Source organism: Ensifer sp. EB106-05-01-XG146, from assembly GCF_058791875.1.
In genome coordinates, this window is sequence record NZ_JBYTDX010000002.1 from 1,474,709 (window position 1) to 1,492,985 (window position 18,277).

At 64.0% G+C, this 18,277-nt stretch carries 14 protein-coding genes; 1 reads left to right on the top strand and 13 read right to left on the bottom strand.

All coding sequences use genetic code 11. The features are described from left to right. Positions 1-35 precede the first annotated feature (35 nt). The 13 genes from AC3WVQ_RS26895 to AC3WVQ_RS26955 form a co-directional block, all read right to left on the bottom strand. Positions 36-2,906 carry a DNA translocase FtsK gene (locus AC3WVQ_RS26895; protein WP_457578464.1) on the bottom strand — a complete coding sequence of 957 codons (2,871 nt, stop codon included), beginning with the start codon at positions 2,904-2,906 and terminating at the stop codon, positions 36-38. 341 nt (positions 2,907-3,247) lie between these two features. Then, positions 3,248-4,324, bottom strand: coding sequence for a plasmid partitioning protein RepB (gene repB, locus AC3WVQ_RS26900; RefSeq protein WP_034805797.1), 1,077 nt, complete (start codon positions 4,322-4,324; stop codon positions 3,248-3,250). Between the two features lie 5 nt (positions 4,325-4,329). Next, positions 4,330-5,589, bottom strand: coding sequence for a plasmid partitioning protein RepA (gene repA / locus AC3WVQ_RS26905; protein ID WP_034805794.1), 1,260 nt, complete (start codon positions 5,587-5,589; stop codon positions 4,330-4,332). Between the two features lie 250 nt (positions 5,590-5,839). After that, complete coding sequence (locus AC3WVQ_RS26910; protein WP_060581010.1) at positions 5,840-7,279, bottom strand: M20 family metallopeptidase; 1,440 nt, start codon at positions 7,277-7,279, stop codon at positions 5,840-5,842. A 113-nt stretch (positions 7,280-7,392) separates the two neighbouring features. After that, entirely contained in the window at positions 7,393-8,937 is a 1,545-nt protein-coding gene (locus tag AC3WVQ_RS26915) for an ABC transporter substrate-binding protein (RefSeq protein ID WP_457578465.1), read from the bottom strand. A gap of 37 nt (positions 8,938-8,974) precedes the next feature. Further along, on the bottom strand, positions 8,975-9,832 hold the full coding sequence (locus tag AC3WVQ_RS26920) for a serine hydrolase (protein ID WP_492383244.1): 858 nt from the start codon (positions 9,830-9,832) through the stop codon (positions 8,975-8,977). A gap of 1 nt (position 9,833) precedes the next feature. Continuing rightward, positions 9,834-11,462, bottom strand: a complete 1,629-nt coding sequence (locus AC3WVQ_RS26925) for an ABC transporter ATP-binding protein (protein ID WP_034805780.1) — start codon at positions 11,460-11,462, stop codon at positions 9,834-9,836. After that, positions 11,459-12,277, bottom strand: a complete 819-nt coding sequence (locus AC3WVQ_RS26930; protein WP_034805777.1) for an ABC transporter permease — start codon at positions 12,275-12,277, stop codon at positions 11,459-11,461. Before AC3WVQ_RS26930 ends, AC3WVQ_RS26925 begins: the two co-directional genes overlap by 4 nt. Then, the gene (locus tag AC3WVQ_RS26935; protein ID WP_034805773.1) at positions 12,274-13,218 is read right to left on the bottom strand and encodes an ABC transporter permease; all 945 of its coding nucleotides are present in this window, start codon (positions 13,216-13,218) and stop codon (positions 12,274-12,276) included. The genes AC3WVQ_RS26930 and AC3WVQ_RS26935 overlap by 4 nt, the downstream gene beginning before the upstream one ends. A 216-nt stretch (positions 13,219-13,434) precedes the next feature. Next, entirely contained in the window at positions 13,435-14,553 is a 1,119-nt protein-coding gene (locus AC3WVQ_RS26940; protein WP_112985493.1) for an NAD(P)-binding domain-containing protein, read from the bottom strand. A gap of 57 nt (positions 14,554-14,610) precedes the next feature. After that, positions 14,611-15,099, bottom strand: coding sequence for a GAF domain-containing protein (locus AC3WVQ_RS26945; RefSeq protein WP_457578467.1), 489 nt, complete (start codon positions 15,097-15,099; stop codon positions 14,611-14,613). 89 nt (positions 15,100-15,188) lie between these two features. Further along, entirely contained in the window at positions 15,189-16,091 is a 903-nt protein-coding gene (locus tag AC3WVQ_RS26950; RefSeq protein ID WP_034805970.1) for a LysR family transcriptional regulator, read from the bottom strand. Between the two features lie 157 nt (positions 16,092-16,248). Continuing rightward, on the bottom strand, positions 16,249-16,635 hold the full coding sequence (locus AC3WVQ_RS26955) for a BRA0787 family protein (protein ID WP_034805768.1): 387 nt from the start codon (positions 16,633-16,635) through the stop codon (positions 16,249-16,251). Positions 16,636-17,031: 396 nt separating this feature from the next. Here AC3WVQ_RS26955 and AC3WVQ_RS26960 point away from each other — a divergent pair, with 396 nt between their 5' ends. Beyond that, entirely contained in the window at positions 17,032-18,249 is a 1,218-nt protein-coding gene (locus tag AC3WVQ_RS26960) for an SfnB family sulfur acquisition oxidoreductase (RefSeq protein ID WP_435383199.1), read from the top strand. The last annotated feature ends 28 nt before the right edge of the window (positions 18,250-18,277 follow it).

Here is an 18,277-nt window from a genome sequence, read left to right on the forward strand (position 1 = left end):
ACGGCTCGAAATCCCGGCCTGGGCTACGCCCGGTATCAATCCATGTCGTCGTTGTCGGGCGCGCTCATATGGTCGCGGTTGCCGTAGATGATCTCGCGCTTGCCGACGTGGTTCGCCGACCCGACGAGGCCTTCCTTTTCCATGCGCTCGACCAGCGAGGCAGCACGGTTGTAGCCGACGCCAAGGCGGCGCTGGATGTAGGAGGTCGAGCACTTCTTGTCGCGCAGGACCACCTTGACGGCCTGGTCGTAAAGTTCGTTGCCGTCTTCCGACGCAAGCGCGCTCTTGTCGAAGACCGGGGACTCTTCCTGCGGCTCTTCTTCCTCTTCTTCCGCCGTGACGGTGTCGAGGTATTCCGGGCGTCCCTGCGTCTTCAGATGTGCGACGACGTGTTCAACCTCAAGATCCGAAACGAACGGGCCATGGACACGGGCGATACGTCCGCCGCCCTGCATGTGCAGCATGTCGCCCTGGCCGAGCAGCTGTTCGGCACCCTGCTCGCCAAGGATCGTGCGGCTGTCGATCTTCGAGGTCACCTGAAACGAGATGCGGGTCGGGAAGTTCGCCTTGATCGTGCCGGTGATGACATCGACCGAAGGACGCTGCGTCGCCATGATCAGGTGGATACCGGCAGCACGCGCCATCTGCGCCAGCCGCTGGATCGCGCCTTCGATTTCCTTGCCGGCGACCATCATCAGGTCGGCCATCTCGTCGACGATGACGACGATGTACGGCATCGGCGCCAGGTCCATTTCCTGCTGTTCGAACAGCGGCTCGCCGGTGCCCTTTTCGAAACCGGTCTGCACCGTGCACATCACCGGTTCGCCCTTTTCACGGGCAGCGGCAGCGCGCTGGTTGTAGCCGTCGATATTGCGCACACCGAGCCGCGACATCTTGCGGTAGCGGTCTTCCATCTCGCGCACGGCCCACTTCAGCGCCATGACCGCCTTCTTGGGGTCGGTTACGACGGGGGTGAGCAGATGCGGGATGCCGTCATAGACGGAGAGTTCGAGCATCTTCGGATCGACCATGATCAGGCGGCACTGATCCGGGCTCAACCGATAGAGCAGCGACAGGATCATGGTGTTGATCGCGACCGACTTGCCCGAGCCGGTGGTGCCGGCGACGAGCAGATGCGGCATCTTCGCAAGCTCTGCAATGACAGGCTCGCCGCCGATCGTCTTGCCCAGGCAAAGCGCCAGCTTGTAGCCAGTCTTGCGGAAATCGACAGATTCGATCAGCTCGCGGAAATAGACGGTCTCGCGGGTGGCATTCGGCAGTTCGATACCGATGACGTTGCGGCCGGGCACGACCGCGACGCGGGCCGAAAGCGCCGACATGGAGCGGGCGATATCGTCGGCAAGGTTGATGACGCGCGACGATTTCACACCGGGCGCCGGCTCGAATTCGTAGAGCGTGACGACCGGGCCGGGGCGAACATGGATGATTTCACCCTTGACGCCGAAATCTTCGAGCACGCTTTCGAGCAGGCCGGCATTCTGTTCCAGCTGCTCCTGCGTCATGAAGAAGCCCTGACCGACGGGCGCTTCCTGCAGCAGTTCCTCGGATGGGAACTCGTAGCCGTCGGCGCTCGGCGCGCGGTCGGTCGAGCCGATGGCCGGCATGTTGCTGGGCGCGCGGGTGACCTGCGCCGGCATGGTGATGGCCGCCTTCGTGGCAACCGGCGCCGGCTGTTCGATTTCGACCGGTTCGACGTCAATGATTTCAGCGGCGGCCACAGACACCGGTTCTTCAGCCATGGCAACCGGAGCTGGCGCAACGTCGGCAACGGCCTCAGCGGCGGCGGCGGGCGGTTGCTGTGCTGGCACATCCTCCGGCTTTGCGCCGCGGACATCGACAACGCGGAACAGCGAGGTGATCGCCGTCGGCGGCATACGGCGGATTTCAACCGGACGCACGGGTGCTGGCGGTGTCACCGCAACGGCAGCAAAGGCAGCGGGAGTGACGACAGGCGTCATCGGTGTCGGGGCGGGCGTCTCGACAAAGGGCTTCGGATGGGTGGCTTCCGTACCGGCAACCTCAGCATCGTCGGCCGGGCCGAATTCGAAGAAGGCGAAATCCGACAGGAAGACAGAATGCGCAGCGCCCTGATCGACGGAAGCGTCGCCTGCCTGAGCGGGCGCGGGTTGGACTTCGGCGACCGGCGCGGAAACGGCGATCTGCGTCGTCAGAACGGGCGCAAGGGCTACGCTCTCGTCGGCCGGAGCTTCGACACGCGCGAGCATGGCCGGCTCGATCGTGTTTTGCGCGGCGGTCCAAGTGGGCAACTGGTTGGTCAGCATGCGCAACAGTTCGGACGGGCTGTAGGACGGCAGCGCGACCTCGGCCAGCGGCGCCTCGTCAGCAGCAACGGCCGAAGCTTCCGTCTGTACCGGCTCGACCGTGGCCGTCGCGACGGGCTCAACGGTTTCCACCAAGACCGGAGCAGGCTCCGCCGCCACCGCGACGATCGCCTCTTCGACTTCGGTTGCCGTTTCGCCTTCTTCGACCTGCGGCGCGCGTCGCTTCATGAATTCGCGCTCGGGCGTGCGGGTGAAGCGCACGTTCGGCGCCAGGAAGAAATGGCTCTCCCAGGTGGAATCGCCGTAGTGGCCGGCAATCTCCGAAAGGGTCGGCAAGGGTTCGCTCATCGTCGACGTCACCTGTGCAGGAGCGTAGGCGGAACCCTGCCCATAGAGGCGGGTCGCACGGCTCGTGGTTTCAGCCTGCTGGTTCGCCGGCCGGCGAGGCGCCGCCGGCGCCTCGTACAACTGATAGGGGTCGGCGGGTTCCGCCTCATGGGTGGGCATACCGCTCAACGCATCATCCTGCGGACCATTGAAATAATCCGCCTGGTTTGCATCATGCAAAGCAGCCTGTGAGAAGTTTGTCCTGGGAATACGCATGGGTCCTGGAAGAGCTAGAGACATCGCCGCGGGGCCTTCTAAGCGATAGGAAATGAAGGTTAACAAGTCCCTTCCAACGCCCCGTTTCGAACCGGGATCCGTGGTCGATTGCTGCCTTTCTGTGGGCTCCATGCAACGGCAATGCCCGACGCCCCAAGGCCGCCGCGACATCCCGTCGCCGGCCTCACACGGCCGAAAATATTTCTTGGATGGGGGCGACAGCGGCGATCGCACGGGGATGCTCGCGGCGGCCTACCATCGGCTCCGCCGGGAAAACGAATCGGGCCTGCGTGAGAGCGTCACGCAGGCCCGATTGGAACTTTCAGAAGGGCAGACTTCGTTCAGCCTTCGCGGCCCGCCGCGAACACCGCATGCTGCTTGGCAAGCAGTTCGACGACCTCGTCGATGAAGGCTGGATCGACATCGACTGAGAACTCGATGCGGGCATTCTTGCCGTCGCGCTTGAGCTTGGCAAAGGCGCGTCCGCCGGCGTCGACCAGCGTCTCCGGCTTGGCCGCTGCGTCCGGCTTCGGTTTGCGCGACAGGCGCGCGAAGACGATCTGGAACCGCTGGTCGCTTTCGGCTTCGAGGAAGCGGCGCGAGCGGCACTCCTCCTGCGCCAGTTCGACGGTCACCATGTCCTCAAGCAGCGCGCCGAAGGCCATCCAGCGTTCGCGGCCGACCTTCGGTGCCGGGCCGATCGCGCGGGCAATCGCCGGCGGCACGCCTTCGGCCACCTGCAGGAGGCGCGACAGCTCGCTCTTCTGCACGGCGAGCGCCTCGCCGATCACCTTCCGGTCGAAGCCGCGGTCGGCGAGCGCCGACGCAAACATGGCACGCTCGATGAAGGACAGGTTGCGCCGCTCGGCGTTTTCCTTGCCCTGCGCCAGCACCAGCTCGTCGTCAGTCAGCGGCCGGACGATGGCCTTGACCTTGGTGCCGAGGCTGCGCACGGCATTGAGACGACGATGGCCGTAGGCGGTCTGGTAGCGGCCTTGCTTCTGCGGGTGCGGGCGCACGAGGATCGGCGACTGCTGGCCGCTGTCGCGGATACTGTCGGCGAGCGCCAGGAATTCCGGATCGTCGGTCTCGCCGTCGGTCAGGCGGTCGCCGACGAAAGACGCATCGATCAGCTCCGGATCAAGCTCGACGACGCGCTCGCCCTGATGCAGGGCCTCGCGCAGCGCGCGGGCCTCTTCCGCCTCGCGGGTGATACTCCCAAGCGAAAGCCCCATGGCCTTGATCGCGCCGGAGGCGGCCCGCGGCACGTCGGCCTGGGCGGCGGGGACCACGACTGGCTTTGCCGGCTGCACGCTTGGTGCGGCGGGCGCCTTGTCATCCGCTTCCGCGGCAGGCGCCGCCGGGGCGACATTGCCGGAAAAGAGTGCGCGCAGTTCGTTCTTGCGGTTGCCAGCCATGTCGGTCAGCGCCCCCAGGCCGCGTGAATGAGCGTTTCGATCTCGCCGTTGACGGCGTTCAGCGATTCGATCGCGCGGTCATAGGTGGCGCGGGTAAAATTCTCGCGTCCGACCTCGTAGAGCGTCTGCTTCGTCAGGCCGGCATCGGAAACCGCGGTGGACTTCACCATGGCCGAGGTCAACACCCGGTCGCCGAAGAGCGAACGCATGAAGCCGACAATCTGGGCCTGCGGCCCGTCGTTCGGCTCGAAGCGGGTGACGAGGTAGCGCAGGAAGTCGAAGTTGAGTTCGCCACCGGCCTCGCGCACGACGCTCAGGAGGTCCGACGTCATGTAGAGAAACTGGTTCATCGAGGCGACGTCGAGCATCTGCGGATGCACGGTGACGACGACGGACGTCGAGGCGCAGAGCGCTGACAGCGTCAGATAGCCGAGCTGCGGCGGGCAGTCGATGATGACGACGTCATAGTCGTCGGCGACGCTCGCAAGGGCGGCCTGCACGCGGGCGAAGAACAGCGGACCAGCGTCCGTGCCATTGTGACGGGCGCTCAGTGCCTGCGGCGTCGTGTGCTCGAACTCCTGCAGTTCGAGATTTCCCGGCACGAGATCGAGGCCGTCGAAATAGGTCTTGCGGATGATGTCCTTCAACGGCCGCGCCTCGGCGTCGTAGCGGATCGCGCCATAGAGCGTGTCGTTGCCGGTAAGGTCGAGTTCCGGCTGGTAACCGAAAAGCGCCGAAAGCGAGGCCTGCGGGTCGAGGTCGACGGCGAGCACGCGGTGGCCGGTCAACGCCAGATATTGCGCGATATGCACCGACGATGTGGTCTTGCCGGAGCCGCCCTTGAAGTTGGTGACCGAGATCACCTGCAGGTGTTCGCCCGCTTCCGCATCGCGCCACTTGAGATAGCTGCGCGCCTTGGCGGCATTGCCCTTGGCAAGCGCCTGTTCGGCCAAGTGCCGGCGAAGCGCATTGATGTCGGAGAGTGAATAGGAGCGGCGGCCGCCAAGCCCGGTATCGGGCTGCGGACCTTCACCCGCAAGCGAGAGCTGGCGCAGATAGCCGTCAGAAACGCCGATCAGCTTGGCCGCCTCGCCCGAGGTGAAGCTGCGCAATGTCTTCATCGCCGTCGGCGCGAACAGGCGCTCGCGCATCGCCTTCAACTGTTCGGAAAGCGCGCGGGCATCGGCCGCGATCGCTTCGTCGGCCGGACGGCGTGCCTGGGAGTGACCCGCGTCCTGTCTTGCCTGGGTTGCCGTCATATTCATTCTGCCATACTCCTTGCGCGCGTCAGCGGCCCAACGGCGCCACATCACGCTAACAGAGATTCAATTCAAATACGGCCAATCGGCACTTATTCGGAAAACTCCGTAACAGAGATGCCGGAGCCTGCGATTCGCGTCAAGAGTCTGGCGCCATTCAAAGGCGCGTGCACTCGCCGGGCAGACGTTCCGGACGCCGACAAAACGAAACGCCCGCGGGGTGGCGCGGGCGTTTGCAGGCATCGAAAAAATGATTTCAGAGTTTCGGACCGATATGATCCGGGATCGGGCATTGGTAGGGCTTGCCCTCGGTCTTTTCACGCCACTCGGCCTTTGCCCGTGCCAAAAGATCGGCATCGAGGATCAGGTCGAGGCCGGTCGTGGCCAGTGATTTTGCCGCGTGGGCGAAAGCCTTGTGGGCGGCCGGGCTCTTGCCCTGCGCCACCACCTGCCAGGTGTGCGGCGCCGTGCCGATCGCCCAGGCGGGCGCCCAGCATTGCGCGGTCGGCGTGATCCAGCTGACGTCGCCGACATCGGTCGAGCCGGCGCGGAAATGCGACTGGCCCTCGAAATCGCGAAGGCCGAGATGCAGACCGGTCGAACCGTCCATGCGGCTGTTCGCAAAAACATCGCCCTTGATCTGGTAAAGCCGGATGCTGCTCGAAATTGCTTCCTGCGTCAGCGTCTTCTGGATGTCCTTGGCAAAGGCGATATCGGCCTCGTCGAAGGGAACCGGCCCGAGCGCCGCCATGTTGTCGTGGATCGCCGTTTCCAGCGCGATGTTGGGCAGCAGATTGGTCGCCGCCCGGTCAAAGACGATCTCGACCTCGGTCTCCGTCATCATCGCCGCCCCCTTGGCGATCTTGTCGATGCGGGCAGCGAGCGCCAAGGCCTCCGGCATCTGCGGCGCCCGCACGAGATAGAGCGCCTCGGCGCGGGCCTGGACGACGTTTGCCGCCTTGCCGCCGGCATCGGTGATCGCATAGTGCACGCGGCAATCCTGCGGCATATGCTCCCTCAGGAAGTTGACGCCGACATTCATCAGTTCCAGCGCGTCGAGCGCGCTGCGGCCGAGATGGGCACCGTTCGATGCGTGCGCGGCGACGCCCTTGAAGCGGTAATAGATTTCAAGAACGGCGAGATTGTTGGTCGAGCGTACGCCGTTGAAGGGTGCCGGGTGCCAGGTCAGCGCCGTATCGACATCAGCGAAGATGCCGGCGCGTGCCATGAAGGTCTTGCCGGAACCGCCCTCCTCGCCGGGGCAGCCGTAATAGCGCACCGTGCCCGGCAAGTCGTTTTCCTTGAGGTAGCGGGCAAGCGCGACGGCAGCGAGCAGCGAACCCGTGCCGAGCAGATTGTGGCCGCAGCCATGGCCCGTACCGCCCTCAGTGAGCGCTTTCGCCTCGGCGACACCGGCCACCTGGCTCAGACCCGCAAGCGCGTCGAACTCACCAAGAAAGGCGATCACCGGCAGGCCCTGTCCGCTCTCGCCGACGAAGGCGGTATCGATGTCCGCCAGTCCGCGCGACACGCGAAACCCATGCTTCTCCAGCATGGCGATCTGCGTCGCTACCGACTTTTCCTCATGAAAACTCAGTTCCGCATGGTCCCAGATCGCGTCGCTCATTTCGGCGAATTCGGGCTTCAGCGCTTCGATCGTGTCGACAAGGGCGGTCCGGGCGGCTGGATTTGGCATCAATCATCCTTTTGCGACGGCGCGGGGCGCGGTCGCATCAGCAGTTTTGTCTAAGGAGGTGCGGAGGGCGACAAACGGCCGCCATCCGCTGGAGAGAAAGGACTACGCCCGCATCAGTCGTCGAGCGTCACTTCCCAGAGGCGGGTGTTGGACTGCCAGACCGGCTGGCCGTGCAGCTTCTTGGTGGCGCCCCAGATGTCGACCATGTCGTACATGAAGATGCCGGGGACCTCGTCGAGCATCAGCTGGTGGAACTCGTCGAAGATCGCCTGGCGCTTGGCCTGGTCGGCCTCGACATAGGCTGCCTTCATCAGTTCAACCGCCTTCGGGTTGTCCCACATCAGCGAGGCGTTCTTGTCCTTGTTGCCGACATAGAAGCTGTACATCAGCGCCGGATCGAGACGCGGCGACACCGACTGCGAGATCACCTGATAGTTGCCGGAGCGGCGGCGATCGACCTGGGTCGCATAGTCGAGCACTTCGATCTGCACGTTGAGGCCCACCTGCTGCATCATCGCCTGGGCGACGACGGCAGCGGGGAAGCTCGGCACGTTGCCGCGCTTGTTGGCGATGATGGTGATCGGCTCGCCGTTGTAGCCGGCATCAGCCAGGTTCTTCTTCGCTTTTTCGAGATCCATCGGGATCTTCTTCTTCTGGACGTCGGAGTAGAAGATCGAGTCGGCCGAGACCATCGATGCGTTGGCTTCGCCGGTGCCGTTGGAAACAGCGGCGACGAGCTGGTCGAGGTCGAGCGCTTCGGCCATCGCGCGGCGAACCGCAACGTTGCTCAGGATCTTGTCGCGGGTCTGGAAGTAAAGCAGGTTCTTGCCGTTGTTGCGCTTGACGATGAGTTGCATCGTGTCGCTGTCCTTGAACTCGGCAATGAGATCGGCCGAGACTTCGGCGGTGTCGAGCGCGCCCGAAAGCAGGCCGGTCTTCACGGTCGAGGCGTCCGGGATCACCATGAACTTGATGCCGTCGACGAGCGGCCGCTTCGAGCCGACCATGCCATCGGGCTTGCCGTCATTGGCGGGTGAGACGTAGTCGGCGTTCTTTTCGAGCCGGACATATTCGCCCTTCTTCCATTCCGCCCACTTGAACGGGCCGGTGCCGATGGGCGCAGTGTAAGCGCCGTCTGCGCCGACGGAATCTTGGGAGACGATGCCGGTGTAGCCGCATTCCGGCCGGGCCATCAGGCCGAGAAAGACGGCCGAAGGCTTCTCGATACTCATGGTGACGGTGGAGGCGTCGGCTGCGGCGACGCTCGTCACCTTGATCGACTTGCTGCCGTCGAAGTCGCCGGCGCAGGTCCACTTGGTCTCCGGCTTCATGTAGCGGTTCCAGTTCCAGACCACGTCTTCCGCGGTCAGCGCCTTACCGTTGTGGAACTTCAGGTCGTCTCGCAGCTTGAACGTATAGGTCAGGCCATCGGGCGAAACCTCGAAGCTTTTCGCGAGCAGCGGCTTCACTTCGCCGTTCTCGGCGTAGCCGACCAGACCTTCGACGATGTGGAAGATCACCGAGTCGGTGTTGCCGTCGCGGTTGACGCCGGGCTCGTTGCTGCGGATGTCCGAGCTCTGGGCGACCGTCAGGTCACGCGCATGGCCGAGCGCGATCGCGCTCATCAGCATGGTTCCGGCAAGAAGTATGGTTTTCATGGTTCCTCTCTCTTTTCTGATTGTTGGTGTTGTCGGTTCAAAAGGCGCGCCAGCAGGCCTGTGACAGCTTGCCGATGGTTTCGAGCGCGATGGTGTAGCCGGGCGTGCCGTCGGGCATCAGCGCGGGTACGCCGTCGGTGAAGGCGGCGATCGCATAGAGCGGCTTGCCGTCGCGATAGACGACGCCGGCATCCATGCGGCCGCGTTTGCCGCGCCCCCCCTTGCAGGCGACGACCGTATCGAAGGGCAGCCGCGAGCGGATGCCATAGCGCAAAACCTGGTTCTTCAGCGTCTGCACAGCGAAGGCGGCGAGCTCGACCGTGATGCCAAGCCTGGCGGCAGCAGCGGCATCGTGCTCGGCGGCGAGGATCAGTTCCAGCAGCATCACCTGGTCGGCAGCCGTCGTCGTCGTGACGTCGGCCAGCGAATGATCGGGTTTGAGCGCCAGCGGCGGAATGAGGAAGCGATGGTGCGTGCCCACCATGCCGAGCGCCTTGCAATAGCCGTCGACCTCTTCAAGCGTCAGCCGCTCGAACACCATCTTGGTGCAGACATTGTCGCTCAGAACCATCATGCCGACGATCGCGTCGCGCAGCGAAATGACGATTCCAGGCGTCAGGTAGCGGAACATGCCGCTCGCCACTTCCTGGGCGAGCCGTGCTTCGTAGGTGATGCGCTCGTCAAGATGAAGCCGGCCTTCTGCCACCGCCTTCAGCGCCGCCATCATGATCGAGGTTTTGCGGGTGCTGGCAGATGGTGTTTCCTCACCCTCGCCACGGCCGATGGTTTCACCGGTCTGGAGATTGCGCACGAGGAAGCGGGTGACGAAGGGCTCCGCGTCGGCGATCGCGTGGAGTTCGGCCGCGATCGCACCGGTCTTGATTTCCGTGCTCATCTCAGGCCTCCAGCCGCCATTTGAGGGTGACGCCACCGGTCTGGTTGAGATCGAGCGCCGGGATCGCCGAAAGCAGCTTGCGGGTATAGGCATCCTTCGGCGCATCGAAGATCCGGTCGCGGTCGCCTTCTTCGATGATGCGCCCGTCCTGCATGACGATGACGCGGTCGGCGACCTGCTCGACGACGCCGAGGTCGTGGCTGATGAACAGGCACGAGAAGCCGTAGCGCTTCTGCAGGTTCGAGAAGAGTTCCAGCACCTGAGAGCGAACGGTTACGTCGAGCGCCGACACCGGCTCGTCGGCGATCAGGAATTTTGGCCGCCGTGCGATGGCGCGGGCGATAGCCACACGCTGGCGCTGGCCGCCCGAGAGCTCATGCGGATAGCGATTGGCGAAATCGGCGCTGAGCCCGACTTCCTCAAGCGTTTCGAGCGCACGGCGACGCTTGGCCGGCGTATCGAGGTCCGGCACCAGCCGCAGCGCTTCCTCGACGAGCGCCTGAATGGTCATGCGCGGATCGAGCGACGAATAGGGATCCTGGAAGACCATCTGGCAGTTCAGCCTATAATCGCGCCAGTCGGCGCTGCGCTCGCGGCCCTGGAACAGGATGTCGCCTTCGGCCTGCTGGACGAGGCCTGCGATGGTGCGGCCGAGCGTCGTCTTGCCAGAGCCGGAACCGCCGACCAGTGCCACGACCTCGCCGACATGGATATCGACGCTGACGCCGTGCAGCGCGCGCTTCGGCTCGTGCCTGCGGAAGAGACCCTTGCGGCCGGGATACTCGACGACAATATTGCGCGCCGAAACCATCGGCGTGCGGGTCATGTCGAGCTCACGCGCAGCACCACGGAACGGCAGCGACGAAAGCAGCTTGCGGGTATAGGGATGCTGCGGTGCTTGCAGGATCTCCTCGGTCAGCCCCTGCTCGACGACGACGCCCTTTTCCATCACCACGAAACGGTTGGTGTAGCGGGCGACCATCGGCAGGTCGTGGCTGATGAGCAGCACTGCAGTGCCCTCGGCCTGGGTCAACTCGACCATCAGCTCCATGACGTCGCGCTGGACGACGGCATCGAGCGCGGTCGTCGGCTCGTCTGCGATCAGCAAGGCTGGCTTCAACAGCATCACCGAGGCGAGCATGATGCGCTGGCGCATGCCGCCGGAGAACTCGTGCGGATAGGCGGTCAACGCCCGCTCCGGCTCGCGTATGCCGACGCGACCAAGCATCGAGAGGATCGCCGTGCGGCGCTCCTCGACCGACATCTTTGTGTGCAGGATCAGCCCTTCCTCGAGCTGCCGGCCGATGGTCATCGACGGGTTGAGCGAGGTCATCGGCTCCTGGAAGACGACGCCGACCTCCCCGCCGCGAAGCTGGCGGAGATCCCGGTCCTTCATGCCGAGCACATCCTTACCCCGGTAGAGGATCGTGCCGCCGATACGGCGGACGGCCGGCGGAATGAGCCCGATGATCGCGCGTGTCGCCAATGTCTTGCCGGAGCCGCTTTCGCCGACGATGCCGACGATTTCGCCGGGCGCGACGTCAAAGCTGACGTTCTTCACTACCTGGTTGCCGGAGTGAGTGACGGCAAGCGAAAGGCGCTGGACACTGAGAAGAGGATTGCCGGTCATTTCAGGCCTCGCATGCGGGGGTCGAGACGGTCGCGTAGCGCGTCGCCCAGAAGGTTGATGCCGAGCAAAGTGAGAGCGATGCAGAGACCGGGGAAGAAACCGAGCCAGACGGCCTGTTCTATGAAGGGGCGGCCGGCGGCGAGCATGTTTCCCCAGGTGGGTGCCGGTGGCGGCACGCCGAGACCGAGGAAGGAAAGCGCGCTTTCCGAGAGGATCGCCCAGCCGAACATCGAGGTGGCAAGCACCGTGATCGGCGCGACGCAGTTCGGCAGGATATGGCGCAGCATCGTATATATCTCGCCATTGCCCATCACCCGCGACGCCTCGATGAACTCGCGTTCGCGCAGCGACAGCACCGCTCCGCGCACCACGCGGGCCATTGACGGCGTATAGGCGATGCCGAGCGCGAAGATGATGCCGTACTGGTTGGCGCCGAAGACGGCGAGCAGGCCGAGCGCCAGCAGGATGCCGGGGAAGGCCAGGAGCGCGTTGTTGATCGCCATGATCACGCCATCGACCCAGCCGCGCGCATAGCCGCTGACGATGCCGATGAAGGTGCCGAAGACGACGGCGAAGGTGACGGTCAGGAAGCCGATCCAGACGCTGGCACGGGCGCCGACCATCAGGCGGCTGGCGACATCGCGGCCGAACTCGTCGGTGCCGAGCCAGTGCGCTGCACCGGGTGCGGCAAGCCGCGCGGTGAAGCCGAGCGCCATCGGATCATAAGGCGTCCAGAAAAGGCCGATGAGGGCGGTGATGACCAGCAGGCCGATCAGGCCGCCGCCGATGGCGCCGTTGAAAGTGAGCTTTCTCATTCTGCCACCACCCGCGGATCGAAGAGAGGATAGAGGAGGTCGACCACCAGATTGACGACGACATAGGAGAAGGCGACGAGCAGCAGGCAGCCCTGGATCACCGGATAGTCGCGCTGGAAGATCGCATCGACCATTAGACGGCCAAGACCCGGAATGGTGAACACCGTCTCGATGACGGCGATGCCGCCGAGCAGGTTGCCGAGGATCAGGCCAATCATCGTCCAGGTCGGGCCGAAGGCGTTCTTGAAGGCGTGGCGCCAGAGAACGGCACTTTCCGAAAGCCCCTTGGCACGGGCATGGGTGATGTAATCGAGCCGCAGCACTTCGAGCGTAGAGGCGCGGGCCATGCGGATGATCACGCCCATCTCGTGGATGACAAGCGTCATGACCGGCAGCACCAGATAGAGAAGGCCGGCCTTCCAGTTCTCCGAGATCGGCACGTAGCCAAGCACCGGCAGCCAGCCGAGCTTCAGGCCGAAGGCGAGCAGCAAGAGAAGACCGAGCCAGAAGGTTGGGATCGACAGAAGCACGGTCGCCGAACCGACAAGCGCCAGGTCGGTCAGGCTGTTCTGCCGCCAGGCGGCGATGACGCCGGCCGGAACCGCGATCAGGCTCGCGAGAAGCACGGCGATGACGACGATTTCGGCGCTGACGAAGAAGCGGCTGACGACCAGATGCAGCACCGGCTCGCCGGTGACGATCGAGGTGCCGAAATCGCCGGAGAGGATGTTGCCGGCCCAGATGACGAATTGCTCCGGGATGCTGCGGTCGAGACCGAGCTCCGCGCGCAACGCGGCAATCTGCTGCGGTTCGGCCATATCGCCGAGCATCAGCGCTGCCGGATCACCGGGAATGAGGCGGATAAGCGTGAAGACGGCAACCGAGACGATCACGATCGTCGGTATCGCCATCACGAGACGATTGAGAATGAATTTGATCATGGGTTCCCCGTACTGAGGCAGGCCGCACGCGTTACCGCGATTCTCCTGCCCGTCGGCTCTCTTGTTGCAGGGACTATGATCGATTGGAAAAAATCGTGCAATATTATGAGTAAATGTCATACCTCTATGAAAAGGGCATGCAACTTCATCGCGACCGGGTGGGCGCTGCCCGGCTGCTCGCTGGCGAGGAAGCCGGCGCGATCGCGCCGGCTTCCGTCAGGTCAGATGAAGAAAATCGGCCAGTTCGCGGGCGGCAGCGCCTCCTGCCCGGTTCGCACCGATGGTGGAAGCCGACGGCCCGTAGCCGACGAGATGGATGCGCGGGTCTTTTGCCACCTGAGTCGCCAGCCGACCGGTCATCAGGATACCGCCGTCAGCATTGCGCAGTTGCAGCGGCGCCAGGTGATCGAGCGCGCTTCTGAAGCCGGTGCTCCAGAGGATGACGTCGACGGCCAGTTCGCGCCCGTCGGACCAGCGCACGCCGTTTTCGGTCATTTCGGCAAACATCGGCTGGCGCTCGAGCGCGCCGCGTGCACGTGCGGCCATGATCGCAGGTGTCACCGGAATGCCCGTCACCGAGACGACCGAGCCCGGCGGCAGGCCGCGGCGAACCCGGTCCTCGACCATGGCTACGGCGGCGCGTCCAACCTCTGGCGTAAACGGTTCGTCGCGGAAGGCCGGCTCCTCCCGCGTTACCCACGTGGTCGATGTCACCTGCGATATTTCATCGAGCAGCTGGATGGCGGAGATGCCGCCGCCGACGACCAGCACATGCTGCCCCGCGAATTGCGCTGCCGACTGATAATCCTTCGTGTGCAGCTGGTGCCCCTTGAAGCGCTCCGCTCCCGGATAGGGCGGGATATAGGGGGCCTCCCAGGTGCCGGTCGCGTTGATGATGCCGCGGGCAGCATAAGCCCCGTCGTCCGTCTCGACCCTGAAGCGCTCGCCCCGGTCACACACGACCTTGACGGCCACCGGCCGGCGGACCGGCAGACCGAATGCCTTCTCATAGGCGCCGTAATACTGCGGCACGGCGACGGCCGCGTGAACCTCGCCCTTGCTGGTATCGACCGCTTCGGAAAATCTCATGCCGGGAAGATCGTGAATACCGTTGACCGTATTCAAGGTCAGCGACGGCCAGCGAAACTGCCAGGCCCCGCCCGGCTGCGGCGACCGGTCGATGACGACATATTGCCTGTGAGGCGCCAGCCCGAGCCGGCCCAGGTGATAGGCCGAAGACAATCCCGCCTGCCCGGCGCCGATGACGACGATGTCGATCTTGCGGGCCGCGCGCGCATGCGTTTCGACATCGACAGGCTGAGCCGCATCCGTCATGGTGCGGCCCGAAGCAAAAGCCTGTCAGTCCTTGCCAGATCATCCACGGCGGCGGCCCTATGCAATTGCCGCTGCGAAGATCGCCGCAAGTTTTTCGATGCCGATCTGGTCGTCGCGGTCGAAGCGTGCAGGCTCCGGGCTGTCGAGATCGATGACGCCGATCACCCGGCCGTCACGCCGCACCGGAACCACGAGTTCCGAGCGCGAGGCCGCATCGCAGGCGATGTGCCCCGGAAAGGCATGGACGTCTTCCACAAGGATCGAGCGGGCTTCCTTGACGGCCGTTCCGCAGACCCCGCGGCCGACGGCGATGCGCACACAGGCAGGCTTGCCCTGGAACGGTCCCAGCACGAGTTCGTCGTCGGTTTCGAGGAAATAAAACCCCGCCCAATTGAGGCTCGGCATGGTCTGGAACATCAGCGCCGACGTATTGGCCGCGTTGGCGATCAGGTTCGGCTCGCCATGAAGCAGCGATTCGAGCTGCTGGGCCAACTCCGCATAGAAAGCGCGCTTGTCGCCTGTGTCGATGGTGGCTGCCTGAAACATGATCTTATCCGCTCTAATGTTCGTATCGGCCGGCAATGTAGTGTCGCGCCCGTCCCATTGCCAATGGCCGCAACCTTGAGGCCATTGTCTCACGGCTGCTGCGAAGCGGCGACCTGCCTTTTGAGGCAGTCAATCATGGCTTGGGCTGCAAGCGACAGCGGTACGCCAGCCGCCGTCGCGACGCCGAAATCCTGGGTGAGGTGCGGCGAAAACGGACGGATCTCGATCGGTAGGTGCCGGTGCAGATTGGCAAAGAAGCTGCTGATGATCGCGACCCCAAGGCCGTAGGCCGCGTAGGCGCAGGCCGAGCTGTTGCTGTGGGTCTCGATCTTGACCTTTTGCGGCACGCCGGCCTTGCGGAAGATCTCGTCGAGCATGACCCGCGTCGGCCGGCGGCGGCCGATCAGGATCAAGGGCACGCCGCGCAGTTCCTTCGGCGTCACGGTTTCGTGCTGCGAAAGCGTGTGCCCCTTTTCCATGACGCAGACGCTGAGGCCGGTTGCGACCGGCTGCATTTCGAGACCGGCACTCAGCTGCCCCTCATAACGCAGGAAGCCGAAATCGATGATGCGCTGCTCGACGAGGCGGGCGATCGCAACGGTCGTGTCGAAGAAGGTTTCGACGCGCACGCCGGGAAAATCCTTGGCATAGTCGGCGAGCATCGCCGGGGCGAAGGTCTCGGACATGCTGTTCGGCAGGCCGATGCGCACGACCTCTGGGCCGACTGCGCCGCTGCGCAGGTCCTGCGCCAGATTGGTGAACCGGTCGATGCCGAGCAAGATATGCTCCGCATCCTCGGCGAGCTTCATCGCCTCGGGCGTCGCAATCAGCCGGCCCTTGTCACGGGCAAAAAGCGTCAGCGACAGCTCTTCCTCGAGCTGCTGCAACAGCCGGCTGACGCCGGACTGGCTGAGCCCCATCGTCTTGGCGGCCGCAATCGTCGATCCGGTCGCCAACAGCGTGCGCAGCACTTCCAATTGTCGAAAATTCACGCCGCCCCCGGTCCGCTCGAACATCCGCTTGCTCTCCCCTCGTGTTTACGGGAAGGCGATGCTTCAAGGAAGGGGTCGGCAAGGTGCGGGGAAATCCGTGACGGATACCCGCCGGGAACGAGGAGCGCGCACGCGCGCTCCTCTGAGGTCACCGGTCTCACGCGCTGGCGTGGACCGGATGGTTGAAGCGGTCGGCGAAGATCTCGATCGAGCCGCGACCGAAGCTGCGCAGCTGCCGCCGCGTCAGCACCGACATGACACGCGCGGCCGTCGAGACGGTCATGGCGTCGAGCGGCCCTTCACCGCTCCACGGCTTGTTCAGCCGGTCGGTTACGATGCCGATGAGGTTTGCCGGCATGATGTCGCTGCAAGGTTTCATCCAGTCGAAGACCTCGCTGATGGGAATGCGCTTGCCTTCGAACGCAACGATGGGCTCGGGCATGTTGGCGCCCCAGTCATCATAGGCCTCCAGAGCATCACGAAACAGGTTCTGCAGCGTGATGGAGGCGTGCCCTTCATGGAGAGCAGGCAGGAAATTCGTCATTTGTGTCTCCTTCAGTGGTTAAGGCCGGGAAACGCGAATGGCCAATTCTGTCAGCATATGTTTGTGTTCGTGCCGGGTGGCCGATACTCTGGGGCCACACGACGGGTCAAACTGCAGGCGATGAGGCAAATGCACAAATCGGGCGATGGTTCCCTGAGCCGCAGTCAATTTTGGCGGGAAATCGGTGAGCATACACGCCGCCGAGCATCACCAGGGTCCTCTTCCCTGGCCTTCCCCCGAATCGATCTTACCCATCCCGACCCGAAGGTAAACACCAAGTCGCCATCAAGGCCGAAACGAAATACTCAAATCGATAATTTCTATAGAATATACTATCTTACCCGATCAGGCCAGATAATTCACTGATATGCACCTCAATCGACAGGGAGCAGTCACATGGGAACGATCTCGCGGCTTTCCGAGAAAACTAGAGCCCCGGCGCACCGGATCGAAAGCGAAGAGGAAGCGCTGTCGATCGCGCGTGAGCTGGCGGCGGAATTTGCAGGGAGTGCCAACGAGCGGGACACGGATCGCATTCTGCCCTTCGACGAGCTCGATGCGCTCGCCCAATCCGGCCTGCTGGCGATCACCGTGCCGCCGGAGTATGACGGCATAGACGTCTCCAATGCCGTTCTTGCCGAAGTCACCGCCATCCTTTCGGAAGCGGATTCCTCGATCGGCCAGATCCCGCAGAACCATTTCTACATTCTCGAGGCGCTGCGCACCGATGGCACCGAGGAGCAAAAGGCCTTTTTCTTCGGCCGGGCGCTTGCCGGCGACCGTTTCGGCAACGCCCTTTCGGAGCGTGGCACGAAAACCGTCGGCGACTATGAGACCCGGCTTTCCTCCGACGGCCCCGGCTTCCGTCTGAACGGGCGCAAATATTATTCGACCGGCGTGTTGTTTGCCGAATGGATCGTCATCTTCGCCCTTGATCCGAACGACAAGCTGACCATGGCCCTCGTGCCGCGCGGCGCGGAGGGCTTGCAGATCATCGACGACTGGGACGGCTTCGGCCAGCGCACGACCGGCAGCGGCACGACCGTGCTGCAGAACGTCTATGTGGCCGCCGATGCGGTGGTGCGCCATCACCGCGGCTTCGAAAGGCCGACGACGATCGGTAGCGTCGGCCAGATCATCCATGCCGGCATCGATCTCGGCATTGCCCGGGCAGCCTTTGCCGAAACCCTCGACTTTGTCCGCAATCATGCGCGCCCCTGGATGGACAGTGGCGCCGAACGGGCGGCCGACGATCCGTTGACGATCGCCCGCATCGGCCAGCTTGCCATCCGCCTGGAGGCGGCAACGGCCACGGTGGAGCGTGCCGGCAAAAAGGTCGACGTCGCCCAGATCAACGGTACCGAGGAAAGCGTGATCGAAGCGACGCTTGCCGTTGCCGCGGCAAAGGTCCTGACGACCGAAATCGCCTTGGAAGCGAGCAACACGCTCTTCGAACTCGCCGGCACCGCATCGACGAAGATCGGCCTCAACCTCGACCGCCATTGGCGAAACGCCCGCACCCACACGCTGCACGACCCGGTGCGCTGGAAGCATCACGTTGTCGGCAACTACCACCTGAACGGCATCAAGCCGCCGAAGAACGGCGCACTCTGAGCCCATCGACCGCGCGCGATCGTCCCGA